The 19,164-nt window shown below is 42.4% G+C and carries 18 protein-coding genes; all 18 read right to left on the bottom strand.

Annotation, left to right across the window (positions count from 1 at the left end; translation table 11 throughout):
- Positions 1 to 163: 163 nt before the first annotated feature.
- The 18 genes from N477_RS08400 to mnmE all read right to left on the bottom strand — a co-directional run bounded on the left by N477_RS08400 (position 164) and on the right by mnmE (position 19,091).
- Positions 164 to 697 (bottom strand): hypothetical protein, encoded by a 534-nt coding sequence (locus tag N477_RS08400; protein ID WP_063360169.1) that lies wholly within the window; start codon positions 695 to 697, stop codon positions 164 to 166.
- A gap of 227 nt (positions 698 to 924) precedes the next feature.
- On the bottom strand, positions 925 to 1,131 hold the full coding sequence (locus N477_RS08405) for a hypothetical protein (RefSeq protein WP_063360168.1): 207 nt from the start codon (positions 1,129 to 1,131) through the stop codon (positions 925 to 927).
- Between the two features lie 977 nt (positions 1,132 to 2,108).
- Positions 2,109 to 4,280: a winged helix-turn-helix domain-containing protein gene (locus tag N477_RS08410; protein ID WP_063360167.1), complete on the bottom strand. Its 2,172-nt coding sequence runs from the start codon at positions 4,278 to 4,280 to the stop codon at positions 2,109 to 2,111.
- Between the two features lie 300 nt (positions 4,281 to 4,580).
- Entirely contained in the window at positions 4,581 to 4,997 is a 417-nt protein-coding gene (locus tag N477_RS08415; RefSeq protein ID WP_039611158.1) for a F0F1 ATP synthase subunit epsilon, read from the bottom strand.
- A 14-nt stretch (positions 4,998 to 5,011) separates the two neighbouring features.
- A complete protein-coding gene (atpD, locus tag N477_RS08420; RefSeq protein WP_023400934.1) occupies positions 5,012 to 6,397 on the bottom strand; it encodes a F0F1 ATP synthase subunit beta in 1,386 nt (461 codons plus the stop codon).
- Positions 6,398 to 6,429: 32 nt separating this feature from the next.
- On the bottom strand, positions 6,430 to 7,290 hold the full coding sequence (gene atpG / locus N477_RS08425; RefSeq protein WP_039611157.1) for a F0F1 ATP synthase subunit gamma: 861 nt from the start codon (positions 7,288 to 7,290) through the stop codon (positions 6,430 to 6,432).
- Between the two features lie 49 nt (positions 7,291 to 7,339).
- Entirely contained in the window at positions 7,340 to 8,881 is a 1,542-nt protein-coding gene (atpA, locus tag N477_RS08430) for a F0F1 ATP synthase subunit alpha (protein WP_046357198.1), read from the bottom strand.
- Positions 8,882 to 8,895: 14 nt separating this feature from the next.
- Positions 8,896 to 9,429: a F0F1 ATP synthase subunit delta gene (atpH, locus tag N477_RS08435; RefSeq protein WP_063360166.1), complete on the bottom strand. Its 534-nt coding sequence runs from the start codon at positions 9,427 to 9,429 to the stop codon at positions 8,896 to 8,898.
- 16 nt (positions 9,430 to 9,445) lie between these two features.
- Positions 9,446 to 9,916 carry a F0F1 ATP synthase subunit B gene (gene atpF / locus N477_RS08440; RefSeq protein ID WP_046357200.1) on the bottom strand — a complete coding sequence of 157 codons (471 nt, stop codon included), beginning with the start codon at positions 9,914 to 9,916 and terminating at the stop codon, positions 9,446 to 9,448.
- Positions 9,917 to 9,967: 51 nt separating this feature from the next.
- Positions 9,968 to 10,201: a F0F1 ATP synthase subunit C gene (atpE, locus tag N477_RS08445; RefSeq protein WP_023400939.1), complete on the bottom strand. Its 234-nt coding sequence runs from the start codon at positions 10,199 to 10,201 to the stop codon at positions 9,968 to 9,970.
- 66 nt (positions 10,202 to 10,267) lie between these two features.
- The gene (gene atpB / locus N477_RS08450; protein ID WP_063360165.1) at positions 10,268 to 11,128 is read right to left on the bottom strand and encodes a F0F1 ATP synthase subunit A; all 861 of its coding nucleotides are present in this window, start codon (positions 11,126 to 11,128) and stop codon (positions 10,268 to 10,270) included.
- Between the two features lie 15 nt (positions 11,129 to 11,143).
- Positions 11,144 to 11,524 carry an ATP synthase subunit I gene (locus tag N477_RS08455; RefSeq protein WP_063360164.1) on the bottom strand — a complete coding sequence of 127 codons (381 nt, stop codon included), beginning with the start codon at positions 11,522 to 11,524 and terminating at the stop codon, positions 11,144 to 11,146.
- A gap of 138 nt (positions 11,525 to 11,662) precedes the next feature.
- A complete protein-coding gene (locus tag N477_RS08460; protein ID WP_063360163.1) occupies positions 11,663 to 12,607 on the bottom strand; it encodes a ParB/RepB/Spo0J family partition protein in 945 nt (314 codons plus the stop codon).
- A 15-nt stretch (positions 12,608 to 12,622) separates the two neighbouring features.
- A complete protein-coding gene (locus tag N477_RS08465; RefSeq protein WP_063360162.1) occupies positions 12,623 to 13,408 on the bottom strand; it encodes a ParA family protein in 786 nt (261 codons plus the stop codon).
- A gap of 13 nt (positions 13,409 to 13,421) precedes the next feature.
- On the bottom strand, positions 13,422 to 14,042 hold the full coding sequence (rsmG, locus tag N477_RS08470) for a 16S rRNA (guanine(527)-N(7))-methyltransferase RsmG (RefSeq protein ID WP_063379443.1): 621 nt from the start codon (positions 14,040 to 14,042) through the stop codon (positions 13,422 to 13,424).
- Positions 14,043 to 14,057: 15 nt separating this feature from the next.
- Positions 14,058 to 15,947: a tRNA uridine-5-carboxymethylaminomethyl(34) synthesis enzyme MnmG gene (gene mnmG / locus N477_RS08475; RefSeq protein ID WP_063360160.1), complete on the bottom strand. Its 1,890-nt coding sequence runs from the start codon at positions 15,945 to 15,947 to the stop codon at positions 14,058 to 14,060.
- Between the two features lie 415 nt (positions 15,948 to 16,362).
- The gene (gene mioC / locus N477_RS08480; RefSeq protein ID WP_063360159.1) at positions 16,363 to 16,809 is read right to left on the bottom strand and encodes an FMN-binding protein MioC; all 447 of its coding nucleotides are present in this window, start codon (positions 16,807 to 16,809) and stop codon (positions 16,363 to 16,365) included.
- 917 nt (positions 16,810 to 17,726) lie between these two features.
- Positions 17,727 to 19,091, bottom strand: coding sequence for a tRNA uridine-5-carboxymethylaminomethyl(34) synthesis GTPase MnmE (gene mnmE, locus N477_RS08485; RefSeq protein WP_063360172.1), 1,365 nt, complete (start codon positions 19,089 to 19,091; stop codon positions 17,727 to 17,729).
- Positions 19,092 to 19,164: the final 73 nt, after the last annotated feature.

Raw genomic sequence — 19,164 nt, forward strand, 5'->3', positions numbered from 1 at the left:
AGCAGGTTAGCAGGTTAGCAGATTAGTAGGTTAGCAGATTAGAAGAGTAGTAAGTTATAAAAACTGCACTTTAAACATAAACTTAAAGCAATGTGACATACGAATGATGCTAAAAACCCGTTGACTCACCACTTTAAACTTTCCTCTATTTAGTAAAATAAGATCACCCACAATCGCTTGAGTTGGCATACAACAGCACCTTTCCAGTGGATAGCTCAGTCAATTCACTATATCTTATTTGTGCTAATTCAACAGATACTAATAGGCTATTTTTTAATATTCCATCGACATTAAATTTAACTGGTTTCTTGTCCGTGCATAACCACACACTCTGAGAGATATTGCTTAAGTCATAATGCTTATCGAAGTAGTAATTTCCAAATGCGTGATCAGAAGACACTTTAGCTACCAACTCGCCCGATTCAAGCATAGACTGTGTGTCCTTGATAAACTCAATATATCCCTTTGTATTAGAGATATACACTTTGCTTGCGCCACTATCAGTATCCGGCTTAAATCTAACTAACTCTTCACCTTTTTCAACAAGTTTACCGACTTCTAATTTTTCTGCTCGTGTGGCAACCCCAGTCTCACGAGTAAAGTAATACTCTACTGCTGGCGCTTGTAAGTATAACTGTCCAATCATAGGCGCATCATAACTCGGTAAGATGAGAGAAAAAGCCAGTAAACTGTTCATATCAATCCTTAATCAATGTCCTGAATTTAATTAGGTATCATATTAAAAAAATTAGATTGGCATCTATAAAGCATATGAATAAGCTACTCCTACTAAGTTACCTATTCATATACTATTTAGATGCGTAGGCCTAATGCAGGCGTGCTAAAACTTTAATTTACTTAAAGCCGAACGAGGCTTTCTGATGTACTAACAGCTTATTTTTTATGTTATACGATACAACTAATTTAACTATTATTTCGTGTCACAGTATCAGTATTAGGTGCTGAAAATTGCGTCACAGTGTCTGTATTAGGAGCCGCAAATTGCGTCACTGTATCTGTGTTAGGAGCAGTGTAATCAGTTCCACCCCCAATTAGCTGTGTTTGCTTTGCGCCAAGTTGTGCATTTTTAGAAAGAATCTTAAGTGTTTTTGTTTTTAGAGAAAGTAACATGCTTTAGTTCCTTAATAGGTTTTATAATTTTTATCGTTTTTATCTTATTTTTTTTGCACATCTTCGTGTGCTTCAGTGATTTCTACATTAGCGCACTCATAGCCACATTGGTACATATCAAATCTTATGAAATATCCCGTAATGTTTCACAACCCATTGATTAGTATCATAATAAAAAAACACAGCTTGGTAAGGATATGTAGTTAAAGAGAAGTAGTTAAAAAATCTAGATTTATTACAAAATGACGTAGTGAACAAAATGAATACACAACGATAAAACAAACACTCATAAGGCAAATAGGCGCTTTTTAGTACCGTGAAATATATACGTGTAACCACAGCAGGCAGTTACATTATTGATGGATACTTAGGTCGTGTTTAGGGGACGACTGCTCATGTTATCTATGCAAAGTGCAGGAGATAATCCCAACATCTAATGTCAAACCTGAGCAAAAAGTTGAGACAGAAAAAACAACTTAGGGTTATTGAACTCACCACTGCGCAATTTAAGACCAATGTATTTTCATAGCGAATAAGGGTCAAGGCTCTAATCAAAAAGCTTAGCTAAAACCACTATTTTTAAATCTCTGTTTATCTATGAAAAGATCACTCAGCTTATCGTATAGCGACCTCTTATATTCATTCTCGATCAAAGCCGTTTAGGCAGCGTTATAAGCACCTAAACGCCACTTAGACATTGATAAGAAGTAAAAAGTCATGTCTTTATGTAGTTAAAAAAACAGGGTCATAAGGCGCTTTACAAAACATGAGAAGGCTGGTGGTTGAGTAACCAAAGTTCTACTATTTAGTTTGTGACTTTAACGATTACTCAACCGGATATCAAAATGAACACAAAAAAGAGGTCAATAAATCATTTCATCTCGAAGGCCAGTCTAAACAGACTAGAAAAGAAATATTAGCAATAAGATATAGCGGGCCTTCAAAATCGCTCTCACACAGAAAGCGCGCTATCCAAGCTAATTAAGATCGTTGCCTGAGTTTATCATCGATACTTTTAGCAATTGATTGTCTACGGTCCTTATAATATCAGCGATCAGTTGACCTGATTTAGACCCTCGTATTTGCTCAATAAACAATTTAGGATCATTGACTGTGTGAATTGTCTCAATCGGAACATCAGAAGAAAAGTCAATTTTAAAAATGCGCTTGCCATTAGAGTGATAGATAGTTCCGTCTAAAATAGCAACCGAATGCTTATATTTTGCAGGAAGCAACTCCACACGATGGATCACTTCACCACTGTGTAAATCAAATGCAGAAATAATATCGTTAGAAGAGAGAGTAATGAGCGTGTCTTCATTTAGGCGATCCAACCATAACGTACTTTGCATAGGGAGTTTTCTTACATGACCATCTACACTAGACCATACGTATGCGCTGCTATTAACCTTCTGCTCGTCAATTACGGTATAACTAATTTCTTCATCATTTAAATACTCAACTGATACCAATGTGCCATCAACAGACTTTGACATAGTAAGAGATAAATCACTTAGGTTATACACTTCAATTTTACGTGCATATTGGACCAATAACTCATTCGTTGTCTGGTTATAACGCAGCGCCTTATATTTCGCATTTGGTAAACCCAGAAGTTTAACTTTGCCATCACGGTTCATTTGGTGTATTTGCTGCACATCTCCCAAACGTGTTAAGAACAAAAACCCTTCAGGGACCTCTACCGCTTTAGAGTCTTCACGCTTGCTATTAATGAGTGGCTCAAGTGCGTCATTCTGTGTATTTAAGCGATAGATATCTAATACGAATGGATAGCTGGTCATTAATAAGTCGCGGCTGTTGAGTATCTCATAATTCGCATAAGACTGATCAGTCAACAACTTCTGCGCTTTCACCAGACGCATTTCATTAAGAGAAAAACCATATACAACATTCTCAGCATTGTTGAACCAGACTAATTGTTCCGTCTTTTCATCATAGCTAAGCCCCCAAATGCGCGATGCTGAGTCATAAATTTTAACCTGATTTCCTCCATCCGGATCCGTCATATACAACTCATTGGTATCGTACTGACGTCGCTCAAACAAGATAATTTCTTTTTCCGGAATATAAGTTAAAAAGCGATCACCATAGGAATTTAAATTTGGAGAAGTAATTTGAAACTCCTCTCCGGTAGCCAAATCCCGGTTAGTTAATGCAGATAATTCATCCCTATTGCGATAGCCACTTTTTGCATAAACAAGACGGCCCTGATTTATCTCTCCGCCTGTCATACTATTTATTTTACAGTCAAATAAATACTCACTGCCAGAGTTGAAGTCCGCGTTCAATTGCCATACTTGACACTTATCACCATCCACTATTCTGTAATAAATGGTATTGGAGTCTAGTGACCACCCTACAGGGTAATAGTTAACGCCTTGTTCACCCAACCTGCGCTCGTGACCACTTTTTAAGTTTTTGACCACCAATGAATAATAGTTAGTATCGCGCTTAATAAAGGAATAGGCCACCATGGCATCATTGGGAGATAAATTAAGTAGGGTATAACGACCTTGCATCCATGACAGAGCGTGTTCCTTAATAGGTTGATCTTGAGTAACAATACTGGGCGTGATTACCTCTTGCTCATCAACGCCAAACTTTACCCCTGCCGCAACAGTTAACCCTATAACACAGCACAGTGCAGCGCCTTTAAATACCCATGTAAAACGATTTGGTGGCTTTTCACTATCACAGGAGGGGTCAATTTGAGAGACTGGAGATATGCTTGGAGAGACACTGCTTGAATGAGCATCAGGGTGAGCTTGGGCAGGTATATCAGAATAGTATATGATTTCGGGTTCAAGAAAAAAGCTATACCCTTTACGATAATGGGTTTTTACGACAATACCGCGCTGTTTGTCAGATTTTAAAATCTTTCGCAACTCCGACATTGCACGATTAATCGCATTATCATCAACATAATTCTGGCTCCAGACATCGTCTACTAAGTCTTGCCGCGTAATAATTTGCTCATTGTTAATTATCAAATAGCACAATAAGCGAAATAATAGCGGTTCCAACTCACGAGTAGTGTCACCATCACAAATACATTGGCGCTTTGGATCAAGCACCCATTCGCCAAATTTGACTTCCTTTACTTGCCTAGAAAATTTTACTTCATTCATGGTGAGTATTAAACGAGTAGGCTGCTAACGAATACCCATTTTACTCAAAGCCATGTTTTACTCAAGCGAATATATGAATAGATGTAACTGGTACGAGAGGATTGTGTTAAAAAGTAAGAAGTTACCGGTTTGTTTTTTTATTCAAAACACATGCTTCAACTTCTCGATTTTTTGGTGATACGCATGCCAGAATCAGTCAAAACACTGTCGTGATAATACAGATAATGTAGATAAAGAAACAGGTATAAAAAAACCCACATGCTTGTCAGCATGTGGGTTTCAAACCAGATAGGTGGCTGCTTATTTACGCAGCTGGCGAAGTAGTCGTAGCTGGGCAAGCGCTTCTTCAAGCTGCATAGCGGCACGCTGGTAATCCAGCTCGCTTGCAGTACCTGAAGCAAGCTGTGCTTCAGCTTCACGTTTAGCTTCTTCAGCAGCTTGCTCGTCAAGTTCTTCTCCACGAATAGCAACGTCCGCTAGAACAGTTACTGTCTTAGGTTGAACTTCAAGCGTACCGCCTGCAACGTAGATGAACTCTTCAGCACCATCTTCTTTAACCAAACGTACCATACCAGGCTTTAGGCCAGTCAGGAGTGGCGCGTGGCCAGGGTGAATACCAAGTTCACCTTCACTACCTGTCACTTGAATTGTAGCCACAGCACCAGAGAATAAATTCTGCTCTGCACTTACTACATCAAGGTGTACTGTCATTGCCATAACAACCTCCTAAATTACATGTTTTTAGCTTTATCAACTGCTTCGTCGATTGAGCCAACCATGTAGAATGCCTGCTCAGGCATATCATCGTAATCACCGTTTAGGATGCCCTTAAAGCCAGAGATTGTGTCTTTAAGAGATACGTATTTACCAGGTGCACCTGTGAATACCTCAGCAACGAAGAACGGCTGAGATAGGAAACGCTGGATCTTACGTGCACGAGATACAACTTGCTTATCTTCGTCAGATAGCTCGTCCATACCTAGGATCGCGATGATGTCTTTCAGCTCTTTATAACGCTGAAGTACAGTCTGAACGCCACGTGCTGTCTCATAGTGCTCGTTACCGATTACTTGAGGGTCAAGCTGACGTGAAGTTGAATCTAGTGGATCTACCGCAGGGTAGATACCTAGAGACGCGATATCACGTGAAAGTACAACTGTTGCATCTAAGTGCGCGAACGTTGTAGCTGGTGACGGGTCAGTCAAGTCATCCGCAGGTACGTATACCGCTTGGATTGAAGTGATTGAACCAGTCTTAGTCGATGCGATACGCTCCTGTAGTACACCCATCTCTTCTGCAAGAGTTGGCTGGTAACCTACCGCTGAAGGCATACGACCTAGAAGTGCTGATACCTCAGTACCTGCAAGCGTGTAACGGTAGATGTTATCTACGAAGAAAAGTACGTCACGACCTTCGTCACGGAACTTCTCAGCCATCGTTAGACCCGTTAGTGCAACACGTAGACGGTTACCCGGTGGCTCGTTCATCTGACCGTATACTAGCGATACTTTGTCTAGTACGTTTGAATCGTTCATCTCATGGTAGAAGTCATTACCCTCACGCGTACGCTCACCAACACCAGCGAATACTGAGTAACCGCTGTGCTCGATTGCGATGTTACGGATAAGTTCCATCATGTTTACGGTTTTACCAACACCGGCACCACCGAATAGACCAACTTTACCACCTTTTGCGAACGGACATACAAGGTCGATTACCTTGATACCTGTTTCTAGTAGCTCAACTGAACTTGATTGATCTTCGTATGAAGGCGCAGCACGGTGAATTGACATACGCTCTTCTTCACCAATTGGACCTGCTTCATCAATAGGCTGACCTAATACGTCCATGATACGACCTAGGGTCTTTGTACCAACTGGAACCTTGATTGGCTCGCCTGTGCCTTCTACTGAGATACCACGACGTAGACCGTCTGTAGTACCAAGTGCGATACCACGTACCACACCGCCACCTAACTGCTGTTGCACTTCTAGTGTCAAACCAGCTAGGTCGCCTTCTGTAACTTTTAGTGCGTCATATACGGCTGGCACGTTGTCTTGTGGGAACTCGATGTCCACAACGGCGCCGATAATTTGGACGACCTTACCTAAACTCATGTCTATTCCTCTCGTTAAACTTTGCCGAAGCGTTATACAGCAGCCGAACCGCCAACAATCTCACTGATTTCTTGTGTGATTGCAGCCTGACGTGCTTTGTTGTAAACAAGTTGCAGCTCATCCATTAGGTCGCCTGCGTTATCAGTTGCGGCTTTCATCGCAACCATACGGGCAGCCTGTTCAGATGCAGCATTTTCTACTACACCCTGGTACACCTGTGACTCAATGAAACGTACCAGTAGCGTCTCTAGGATCGCTTCTGGGCTCGGCTCATATAAGTAATCCCAAGCGTGGGCTGATACTTCTTCTTCAGCTTTTGGCAAAGGTAATAACTGTTCGATCGTTGGCTCTTGCTTCATTGTGTTCACGAATTTGTTGTACACAACGAACAAGCGGTCAATTTTGCCTTCAGTAAATGCATCTAACATTACTTTTACTGGACCTACTACGTCCTGTACTGAAGGAGCATCTCCAAGACCCGCTTTTTTAGCGAGTAACTCACCGCCAAAACGTTGGAAGAAACCAGCTGCCTTGCTACCTAAAGTAGCAAATTCGGCATCAACGCCTTTTTCTTTCCACGCCTTAACGTCTAATGTGATTTTCTTAAACTCATTTGAGTTCAAACCACCACACAGACCACGGTCAGTTGAGATAACAATGTAACCAACTCGCTTCACATCACGTTCCTCTAGGAACGGATGGTTGAAGTCAAGATTTGCTTGAGCAATACGACCGATCACTTTGCGTAAGTTCTCAGCGTATGGACGGCTTGATGCCACACGGTCTTGCGCCTTCTTCATTTTAGAAGCGGCAACCATTTCCATCGCGCTGGTGATCTTCTGAGTATTCTTAATACTCCCGATCTTGCTTTTTATCTCTTTTCCGCTGGCCATGACTCTCTCTCCGAATCAGTGGTGACCGAAGTCACCATGAATAACTAAATTACCAAGTTTGCGTCGACTTGAACTTCTCTAGAAGTTCTTTAAGTTGCGCTTCAATCTCAGCGTTATAGTTACCAGTTTCGTTGATTTGAGTCATTAGCTCTGCGTATGTGCTGTTAGCGAAACCAATAAGACCTTCTTCAAAATCCATAATCTTCGGGATTTCGATGTCTTGTAGGAAGCCTTTCTCAGCAGCAAATAGAGACAGAGACATTTCAGCAACAGACATAGGTGCATATTGCTTCTGCTTCATTAGCTCTGTTACACGCTCACCGTGCTCAAGCTGTGCACGCGTTGCATCGTCAAGGTCAGAAGCGAACTGAGAGAACGCCGCTAGTTCACGGTACTGAGCTAGCGCTAGACGGATACCACCACCTAGTTTCTTAACGATTTTAGTTTGCGCTGCACCACCTACACGAGATACCGAGATACCAGCGTTAACAGCTGGACGGATACCTGCGTTGAATAAGTCAGTTTCTAGGAAGATCTGACCATCGGTGATTGAGATAACGTTAGTAGGTACGAATGCAGAAACGTCACCACCTTGAGTTTCAATGATTGGCAATGCCGTCAATGAACCTGTTTTACCTTTCACTTCACCGTTAGTGAACTTCTCAACGTAATCAGCGTTTACACGTGATGCACGCTCTAGAAGACGTGAGTGAAGGTAGAATACGTCACCTGGGTATGCTTCACGACCTGGTGGACGCTTAAGTAGTAGTGAGATCTGACGGTAAGCAACAGCTTGCTTAGAAAGATCATCATATACGATTAGTGCGTCTTCACCGCGGTCACGGAAGTATTCACCCATAGTACAACCAGCAAATGGCGCTAGGTATTGTAGCGCTGCTGATTCAGAAGCAGATGCAACAACAACGATAGTGTTTTCAAGTGCACCGTGCTCTTCTAATTTACGTACTACGTTTGCGATAGTAGATGCTTTTTGACCAACCGCTACGTACACACACTTAACGCCTGTGTCTTTTTGGTTGATGATTGCATCGATTGCAAGTGCAGTTTTACCAGTCTGACGGTCACCGATTACTAGCTCACGCTGACCACGACCAACTGGGATCATCGCATCGATAGACTTATAACCAGTTTGTACTGGCTCGTCTACTGATTGACGCTCGATTACACCTGGTGCAATTTTTTCAACAGGTTCGAAACCATCGTTGTCTAGTGCACCTTTACCATCGATTGGTGCACCTAGTGTGTTAACAACACGACCTAGTAGACCACGGCCTACTGGTACTTCAAGGATACGACCTGTAGATTGTACTTTTACGCCTTCTTTAAGGTCTGCGTAAGGACCCATTACTACTGCACCTACTGAGTCGCGCTCAAGGTTTAGTGCGATAGCATAACGGTTGCCAGGAAGCTCGATCATCTCACCTTGCATACAGTCAGCTAGACCGTGGATGCGGATGATACCATCAGTAACAGATACGATAGTACCTTCGTTACGTGCTTCACTTACAACTTCAAACTGCTCAATACGCTGCTTGATCAGTGCAGAAATTTCTGTGGAATTAAGTTGCATGCTCTTTTTCCCAATTACGATTGTAGCGACACTGCTAAGCGGTCTAATTTACCGCGTACGCTACCGTCAATTACGGTATCGCCAGCCTTAATAACCAAACCGCTTACTACGGTTTCATCGATGCTACAATTCAGCTTAACTTTGCGTGCGAAACGTTTTTCTAACGCAGCGCCCAATTTATCTTGCTGCTCTTGAGCAAGTTCAGTTGCAGAAACCACAGTAACGTCGATCTCTTTGTCATAATCCGCTTTAAATTCAGCGAATAAATCAGCAACTGCAGGGACTGCAGATAAACGCTCATTTTCGGCCATCAGCTTGATAAGATTTTGACCTTGCTCGTCGAGTTGTTCAGCACATAGCTTGATGATGATTTCAGACTGCTCTGCTTGAGTAGCAAGGCTACCTAGTAGTGTCTGAACCTGTTCATCGCTGGTCACTTGACCGGCGAAGAACAGCATTTCATTCCAAGCTTCAACTGTGCCTTTTTCAACAGCAAGTTCAAAAGCCGCTTTAGCGTATGGGCGAGCGATAGTAGTCAATTCAGACATGCTCATACCCTCCTAATTAAAGCTCAGCAACTAGCTTATCAACGATATCGCTATGTGCGTCTTGATTGATTTCACGCTCTAAAATCTTTTCAGCGCCAACCACGGCAAGAGTTGCTACTTGAGTACGTAGCTCTTCTTTTACGCGGTTACGCTCTGTTTCGATATCAGAGTGTCCTTGAGCAATAATCTTCTCACGCTCTTGTTGACCACGAGTTGTCTCTTCGTCAACGATAAGCGCAGCACGCTTTTTAGCTTGCTCAATGATTTCAGCCGCTTGAGTCTTTGCTTCTTTAAGCTGCTCAGCAGCTTGTTCACGCGCTTGCTCAAGATCTTTTTCAGCTTTATCAGAGGCAGCTAAACCATCTTCAATTTTCTTCTGGCGAGCTTCAATTGCACCATTTAGCGGTGGCCATACGTACTTCATACAGAAAAGTACGAACACCGTAAATGCAATTAATTCACCTATTAGAGTGGCGTTTAAGTTCACGACCGCTCCTCCTTACTTGACAGTTGTTCGATTCAGCTATTGTCTTAAAAATTAAAGCGCGAACAACATGTACATAGCGATACCAACACCGATCATCGCTACCGCATCGATTAGACCAGCTAGGATGAACATTTTAACTTGTAGTGAAGGCGCAAGCTCAGGCTGACGAGCACATGCTTCTAGGAATTTACCACCCATGTTACCGAAGCCGATAGCAGTACCGATTGCACCGAAGCCGATAAGTAAAGCAACAGCGATAAGCTTAAGACCTAATACTAGTTCCATTTTTTTCTCCAAAGTTTCATTTGTAAATTAAAGTTAAAGTTAAAAAATCTTTTAAAAATTATATTCTTAGTGGCTATCTTTAGCACTTGCCATGCTCAGGTATACGATCGTAAGCATCATAAATACGAATGCCTGTAGAACGATAACTAAGATGTGGAAAGCCGCCCAGATAAAGTGCAGTGGTAACTGCATCAAGCCGATTGCACCGATCAAGATGAAGATCATCTCACCCGCGTACAAGTTACCGAACAAACGTAGTGCTAGCGAGAAAGGCTTAGCAAACAACGCGATAGTTTCAAGTAACAAGTTACAAGGGATAAGGAAAACCATACCAAGCTTGTTTTTAGTGCTGAACGGGTGAAGCGTTAGCTCAGCAATAAAACCACCGATGCCTTTGATTTTAATTGAATAACCGATCATCAGAAGGAATACACCGATTGCTAATGCAGCCGTCATATTTAAGTCAGTTGTCGGTACAATTTTCATGTATACATCGTGTGAGTCCATACCAAATGCAGTTTCGCCAACAAAGCCAGCAAATGCAGGTAGGAAATCAACAGGAATCAAGTCCATTAAGTTCATTAAGAACACCCAAACAAAGATTGTTAGGGCCAGTGGAGCAATTAACTTGCTGTTACCGTGATAAGTATCGCGTACGTTGTCGCCAACGAACTCAACAATCATCTCAATAAAGCACTGAAATTTGCCAGGTACACCAGTAGTGGATTTTTTAGCGGCGCTTCGGAAGATCCATAAAAAAACCAGACCTAAACCGATTGACCATGCGAGGGTATCTATGTGCCATGTCCAGAATCCACTATCCGCACATGCTTTATTGAAGGCAAGACCGGCATCGGTCGAGCACATCTTGGCATTGGTCAAGTGGTGCTGAATATGGCTTGATAGAGTAACTTCTTCTGCAGCCATGTTTTATCCCAAAAGTTAATGATTAAAAAAAATCGGTGCTAGCCACTGCGAAAACATCACTAGTATGTAACAACAGAAAAATGGCAACGCCATGACACTCAAATGTTTAAACGCCAGTGCAAATATGCAAATGGTTAGCAAAAATTTTAATCCTTTGCCTCGTTTTAACGAGTCATACACTTGATTTGCTTTGCTCGCTCCGACAAATCGAAATGAATACAAGGCAAATACTAGGTTCGGAAACACAATTGCGAGTCCGCCAACCAATGCTGACAGGCTTGCATGGGCTCCCCAACCTACTAAAACTATTACTGCAGCTACTAATGCTACGATACCCTGAAGCAAGACACCTTTTAATGCGGCGCGTCTATACGGGCCAGCTAACGAATGAGTCACTTTATATTAACCTTAATGACGCTAAAATTTATCAGGGTATAAAAACTGGCGAAATTATACTGATTTCTGCTCAATTTGCAACTTGACGCGACGAAATGCAGCATAATTTAAGCGCTCATTTCGTCGCAATTTTGACCTTTAGGAGGGTTGTTGTAAATCTGGGTGGATCCGCCCAAGAATACCGTCTAATTCATCAAGATCAGCGTAAGAAATAACCAATTTCCCTTTGCCTTTTTGATTGTAGTTGATCTCGACTTTTGCGCCCAAATTTTCTGCGAGCTGCTGTTCTAACAGTTTGACATCTGGGTCTTTTTCTTTAGTTTCTTTTTTAACCACCGGTTCTTGCATAGCGCGAACCAATTTCTCAGTTTCACGTACTGTCAGGCCTTTTGCTACAGCAGTACGAGCAGCTTCTGATTGTGCTTCACCTTGTAGCGACAATAGACACCTAGCATGGCCCATTTCAATATCACCATGTTCTAACAAGATTTTCACATCATCATTGAGATTGATTAAACGTAACAAATTAGTCACGGTTGTACGCGATTTGCCGACAGCGTCCGCGACTTGCTGGTGGGTTAAATCAAATTCATTGAGCAAACGATCTAAGGCAACCGCTTCTTCCATGGCATTGAGATCTTCACGCTGAATGTTTTCAATCAGTGCAATGGCAACCGCCGCATCATCTTCAACATCTTTAATGATACAGGGTACCACATCTAAACCCGCAAGTTGTGATGCACGCCAACGGCGCTCACCCGCAATGATTTCATATTGCTCAGCTGCCAATTGCCGCACAACGATTGGCTGTAATACGCCCTGTGCACGAATAGAATTCGCTAATTCTTCCAGTGCCTCTTCTGACATATCTTTACGTGGTTGATATTTGCCACGCTGTAGAAACTCAATCGGTAATCGCTGTAACTCTTGCTCAGGTGCTGCAGATGGCTGGCTAACCGGTGCTGATGAAGCCTCAACGTCAGGGGCTTTAGGTGCCTCTGGTTGTGTTGCCCCGGCAGGTGGTTTTGCAGAGCTTAACAATGCATCTAAACCACGCCCTAATCCTCTTTTTTTCACCGACATCTTGTTATTATCCTCTTATGCTACAGCAGCGGCTTGTTTTTCTTGACGACGCAACATTTCTCCCGCTAATGCAAGATACGCTTTAGCACCACTTGATGCGCGATCATAATACATTGCAGGTGCGCCAAAACTTGGGGCTTCAGCTAAACGTACATTGCGCGGGATCACCGTTCTGTATACTTTCTCGCCAAAGTGCTGTTTAAGCTGCTCAGAAACATCGTTTGCCAATCGGTTACGAGGATCATACATAGTACGCAAGATCCCTTCAATTTGCAGTTCAGGGTTTACCAGTTTTGATAATTGCGTGATTGTATCCATTAATGCGGTTAAGCCCTCAAGCGCGTAGTATTCGCACTGCATCGGTACCATGACGGAGTCAGCCGCGGCCATCGCATTAACGGTCAACATATTCAAAGACGGCGGGCAATCAATAAAGATAAATTCGTACTCATCTTGCACTGATTCAATGGCATTGCGCAGGCGTACTTCGCGGGCAAACAATTCCATCAATTTAACTTCAGCAGCCGTCACATCGCCATTAGCTGCAATTAAATGATATTCACCAGATGTGTCTGTACAGATAACATCTTTAATCGGCGTTTCTTCAATGAGTAAATCGTAGATGGTGGCTACTTCGCCATATTTATCAACACCACTGCCCATTGTCGCATTGCCCTGCGGGTCTAAATCTATCAGCAGTACTTTTCTTTTGGTTGCCGCCATCGAGGCAGCAAGGTTCACCGCAGTGGTTGTTTTGCCAACACCACCCTTTTGGTTTGCAATTGCAATGACTTTAGCCACAGTATCCTCGAATTTAGTCTTTAGTAGGAATAATTAAATGGCGCTCACCTTCAAGATTGGGTACCTGCAAGGTGACATTTTGCTCCAAAGAAATACCTTCAGGCAGGTTGTCCAATTCTTCTTGCGGATACATTCCTTTCAGTGCAACGAATCGTCCCGAAGAGTCAATTAAATGCGTACACCATTGGACCATATCCTGCAGTGATGCAAACGCGCGACTCAACACACCGTCTAATTTAACACTTGGCTGATATTCTTCAACACGTGACTGGACTGGGGTGACATTTTTTAGTCCAAGCGCATGTTTTACTTGGGTTAAAAAACGTACTCTTTTTCCGAGGCTATCCAACAGCACAAATTCAGTGTCCGGCAAGGCTATCGCTAAAACGATACCCGGTAATCCAGGGCCCGTACCAACATCGATATAGTGCTTGCCATTGAGATGCGGGGCAACCACCAGTGAATCCAAGATATGCTTTACCATCATCTCTTTTGGATCACGTACAGAAGTTAGGTTGTAAGCTTTATTCCATTTGTCGAGCAGCCCGACATAATCGACAAGCTGCTGTTTTTGATTTTCGGTCAGCGAAATCTCCGTTTCAGCTAACAAAGCATTGAGTTGTTCTAGTAACACAGTTTTCCATCGCTGTTACGCCGACTTGCGCAACAGCCCTTGCTTTTTCAGATACACTAATAATAGCGAAATAGCCGCTGGGGTGATACCAGAAATACGTGATGCTTGTCCAATCGTTTGCGGACGCGCATCTGTGAGCTTAGCCACAACTTCATTTGACAAGCCACTTACTTGGCTATAATCAAACTCAGCTGGCAGTAAAGTTTCCTCATGGCGAAGCTGTTTATTTATCTCATCTTGTTGACGCGCAATGTAACCTGCATACTTGGTTTGAATTTCAACCTGTTCTAATGCTTGCCAATTTTCGTGCTCACTGGCCAAGCCATCGATCGTCATCAGCTCGCGATAGCTCACCTCAGGTCGACGGATCAGATCCTCTAAACTCGCCTCTCTGGTTAGTGGCGATTTAAGCAACGCATTGACTTGATCTAATGCTTCGTGATCTTTGTGGATCCAAGTCGAACGTAAACGCTGTGACTCTTGCTCCATGACTTCCAACTTATCATTGTAAGCGGCCCAACGTTCATCATTGACCAAGCCTAGCTCACGGCCTTTTTCAGTCAAACGCAAATCAGCATTGTCTTCACGTAATAACAGGCGGTATTCTGCACGGCTAGTAAACATACGATACGGTTCTTTTGTACCTAAAGTAGCAAGATCATCAATTAAAACGCCTGTGTATGCTTCATCTCGGCGCGGCGTCCAAGCATCTTCACCTTTCACTTGTAATGCGGCATTCATACCCGCAATCAAGCCTTGTGCACCGGCTTCTTCGTAACCCGTAGTGCCGTTAATTTGACCAGCGAAAAATAAACCATTAATAAATTTGGTCTCTAAAGACTGTTTTAAGTCTCTTGGGTCGAAGAAATCATATTCAATCGCATAACCTGGACGGCAAATATGTGCGTTTTCGAATCCTTTAATTGATTTCACAATATCTAATTGGATATCAAAAGGTAAGCTGGTGGAAATACCATTAGGGTATAACTCATAGGATGTTAGCCCTTCTGGCTCAACAAAGATCTGATGTTTCTCTTTGTCAGCAAAACGCACTATTTTATCTTCAATAGACGGACAATATCTTGGTCCAATCCCTTCGATCACACCTGCATACATTGGTGATCTGTGCAGGTTTTCACGGATCACATCATGTGTTTTTTCATTTGTATAAGTGATGTAACACGGGATCTGTTGTGGGTGATCGGATTGCTTACCTAAAAATGAAAACACCGGTGTTGGTGTATCACCCGGTTGCTCTTGCATCACTGAAAAATCAACCGTTCTTGCATCAATTCTTGGAGGTGTGCCAGTTTTTAGTCTGTCTACACGAAATGGTAATTCACGTAATCGATGCGCTAACGCGATTGAAGGTGGATCCCCTGCTCTTCCGCCTTTGTAATTTTCAAGGCCAATGTGAATTTGTCCACCTAAGAACGTACCTACAGTCAAAACAACCGACTGGGCACTAAAACGTAGCCCCATTTGAGTCACTACGCCTTTTACTTGATCTTGTTCAACAATGAGATCATCACAGCTTTGTTGGAAAACTTTTAAGTTTTCTTGGTTTTGTAAAGTATCTTGGATCGCCGCTTTATACAATGCGCGATCTGCCTGTGCTCTAGTTGCTCTTACCGCAGGACCTTTAGATGAATTCAGAGTTCTAAATTGGATCCCGCCCTTATCAATGGCCTGAGCCATCGCACCACCTAGCGCATCAATCTCTTTAACAAGATGTCCTTTACCGATCCCGCCGATCGCTGGGTTACAAGACATTTGGCCTAAAGTATCCATATTGTGAGTTAACAATAAGGTATTCATACCCATACGAGCTGCAGCCAATGCAGCTTCAGTACCAGCATGACCGCCACCAACCACGATTACGTCAAAATGTTCATGATAAATCATTTACGGGATCCTACTTAAAAACAACCAGCAAATTTCGAAAGGGTGCGTATTCTACCTAGAAAAACGCAGAAGTGAAACGATTAAATTTTAACCTGAACTCAAAATGGATCACTTAAAAATATATAAGGATCTTTTTAAAGATCTTTATTGATCTTATATTTAAGCAGAGCCAGATCTGTGTATAAGGTTATATTCCTATTATGATCCATAAGCTTAGGTCGGATCATATAGTGTGAATTAGATCGGATCTAAGGGCGTATAAGCTTTGATCAAAAGAGCTATTTATACACAGGCACAAATCTGATTAAATTTATCCAATGGATAAGTAATACTAGATCAGCAGTTAGATCAAAGGTTATCCACATACGGTGTTTAAAATAACAAAATTTGTGGATAAGTTATGTAGAACTGATCTTTATATATTCTTCTCTATAACCTCACTTAATTGAGGCAGCCATGCCAGTGCAGTATCTTCAGGCAATGCTTCATCTAATACATCTATTTTTAGGGTAGGGATCAGTATTTGCGCACCTTTTTCCACCAGCAGCTTTTCACTGTTTGTTGCCGCATAGTTATAAGTGTCATAACTGGAGTCACCAATACCTATAATTGCAAAGCTGATATGGCTTAGATCTGACGCTTCAGTCAGCTGTGAGATAAAGGGCAATAGATTCTCTGGGTAATCACCTGCGCCATATGTAGAGGTGACAAGCAACCATGTATGGCTATTACACTCTGATAAATCAGGTTGTTCATGTAAATTACAGTTGAAAGATCGTGTATTTAGATCTTCAGCTAATTGTTCTGCGACGTATTCAGCAGAGCCCATTTGGCTACCGATAATGATCTCAATATTGCGCATTATGATTCGTTTTTTAATCTTCTATGCTGGCCATATTAATGTGGATTGATCAGAAGTAAAGTGTTACTTAAGTCTTGGGATAAAATTTTTCAGTGTGATTTGTGTCCTATTGTGAGTTGTTTTATATATACCATTGATTAATAATGATTTAATAAATTATTCCTCGCTGCTTTGTGGCTTAATTTTTGTGGATAAACAGGGGGTAATCAGTGTGGCAATGAGGTGTTGGTATTCTTGGTTAATAGGCCGATGCACAAAAACCAGTCTCATTTTAGCGGGTGTGGATAATTACCCTATGGATAACGATCTTATCGCCTTCGGTGATCTACTTTTTTTAGATCTATAAAATTAGATCTATATAAGTAAATATTCTAAAAAAGTTTTATTTGTCGGTGAGATCCCCTCATTTTGACAGAGATTTCATGTATTGAAGCGGTAGATTTCTACTTTTTACGTCATTTATGGTGGGTATCGACATATAATAATTTTCATTATGTCCGATACTATTCTGCATGCTGACAGTCCATTTCAGTGATAGGGTAAGTATGTTTAAACGATATTGGTGCACCTAAGCTGCTTTTTGGTCTGGCAGTAGAGAGCGCTCATCTTTTGTCTATAAAGTTGGATATTGGTTGAGCCAAAAACCAGTAATAGTAGGCTTTTGAGTTAGTTTTTGAGTTTACGATGAGCTAGTTTATAAGTTTAAGGTGAATTACCCGAGTGCGAGCGTTTCACCTTTTACATTACTTATTTCTGTTGTCGGGGTAATTGGGGGAGGGGTTATCTTAGTGGGATTGTCTATTTCGGTGCTGGGTAAAACCACTTTTAGCAAGGCATACACCAAGTGGGTGGCAAAATTGCCAGCCCCTTGGTCTGCGGTGTTTAAACGCCATCGCTAAGAGCACATGTGAGATTGGTTACTTACCAATACAGAATGAGCTGAATATCTTACCGAGTAGATCGTCTGAGGTGAACTCACCGGTAATTTCATTGAGGTATTGCTGTGTTAAGCGCAGCTCTTCAGCTAAGATCTCGCCTGCGATATGCATTTCTAGTTGTGTCTGACCGATCTCTAAATGTTCAGCAGCACGCTCTAATGCATCTAAATGGCGGCGGCGAGCCATAAAGCCACCTTCGTTCGCTCCGGTAAATCCGATACACGCTTTTAAGTGCTCTCTGAGTATATCAACGCCGGCATTGGCCTGTGCACTGAGTCTTAAAACAGGGTAGTTGCCCTGCTGACATAGTCCTTGTTGTTCTCCGCATAGATCGATTTTGTTGCGAATGACGGTGATATCCATGCCTTTTGGCAGTTTTTCCATAAATTCAGGCCAGATCTTGATCGGATCTGTCTCTAGCGTCTCCGTGCCATCGACCATAAATAGCACATGATCGGCACCGCTGATCTCTTCCCATGCGCGCTCAATACCAATTTGCTCGACTTTGTCTGGGCTCTCACGTAGGCCTGCTGTATCAATAATATGCAGTGGCATGCCATCGATATGAATATGTTCTCGCAGAACATCGCGTGTAGTGCCCGCAATATCAGTGACAATCGCGGCTTCTCTACCTGCTAAGGCATTCAGTAGTGAAGATTTCCCTGCGTTTGGGCGACCCGCGATAACAACACGCATACCTTCACGCATAATGCTGCCTTGCTTGGCTTGTTGTCTGACTTCAGCAAGCTGATCTATGATCGCTTGTAAGTCACCAGACACTTTGCCATCAGATAAAAAGTCGATTTCTTCGTCTGGGAAATCAATGGCTGCTTCAACATACATACGTAAGTGAATCACTTGTTCCACCAGCACATTGATGTGCTTTGAAAAGTCGCCTTGTAAAGAGTGCAGGGCGCTTTTCGCTGCTTGCTCACTGGTTGCATTGATGAGATCTGCAATGGCCTCAGCTTGGGTGAGATCGAGTTTATCATTCATAAATGCACGCTCTGAAAACTCACCTGGTTTTGCCAACCTTACTCCGTCAATTTGGCTGATCTCTTTGAGCAGCATGTCAATGACAACTGGCCCACCATGGCCTTGTAGTTCTAACACATCTTCGCCGGTAAAAGAGTTTGGGCCTTGGAAAAATAGCGCAATACCTTGATCAAGCTGTTCACCTGCTAAGGTATTAAAAGGTAAGTACTCGGCATATCGCGTTTTTGGGCATTTACCTAATATTTTTTCAGCAACTTGTTTGGCACCTGTGCCTGAAATTCGGATGATGCCGACACCACCACGACCTGGGGCGGTTGCCTGAGCTGCTATTGTATCTTGTGCAATCATGATGGCTCTTGCTAAATGAATGTATTCTGAGCTTAATTGTACAGCAAATGGCATTTCTCAGGTATAGTGGAAA

The organism is Pseudoalteromonas luteoviolacea H33-S (assembly GCF_001625695.1).
In the GTDB taxonomy this organism is placed as follows: domain Bacteria; phylum Pseudomonadota; class Gammaproteobacteria; order Enterobacterales; family Alteromonadaceae; genus Pseudoalteromonas; species Pseudoalteromonas luteoviolacea_B.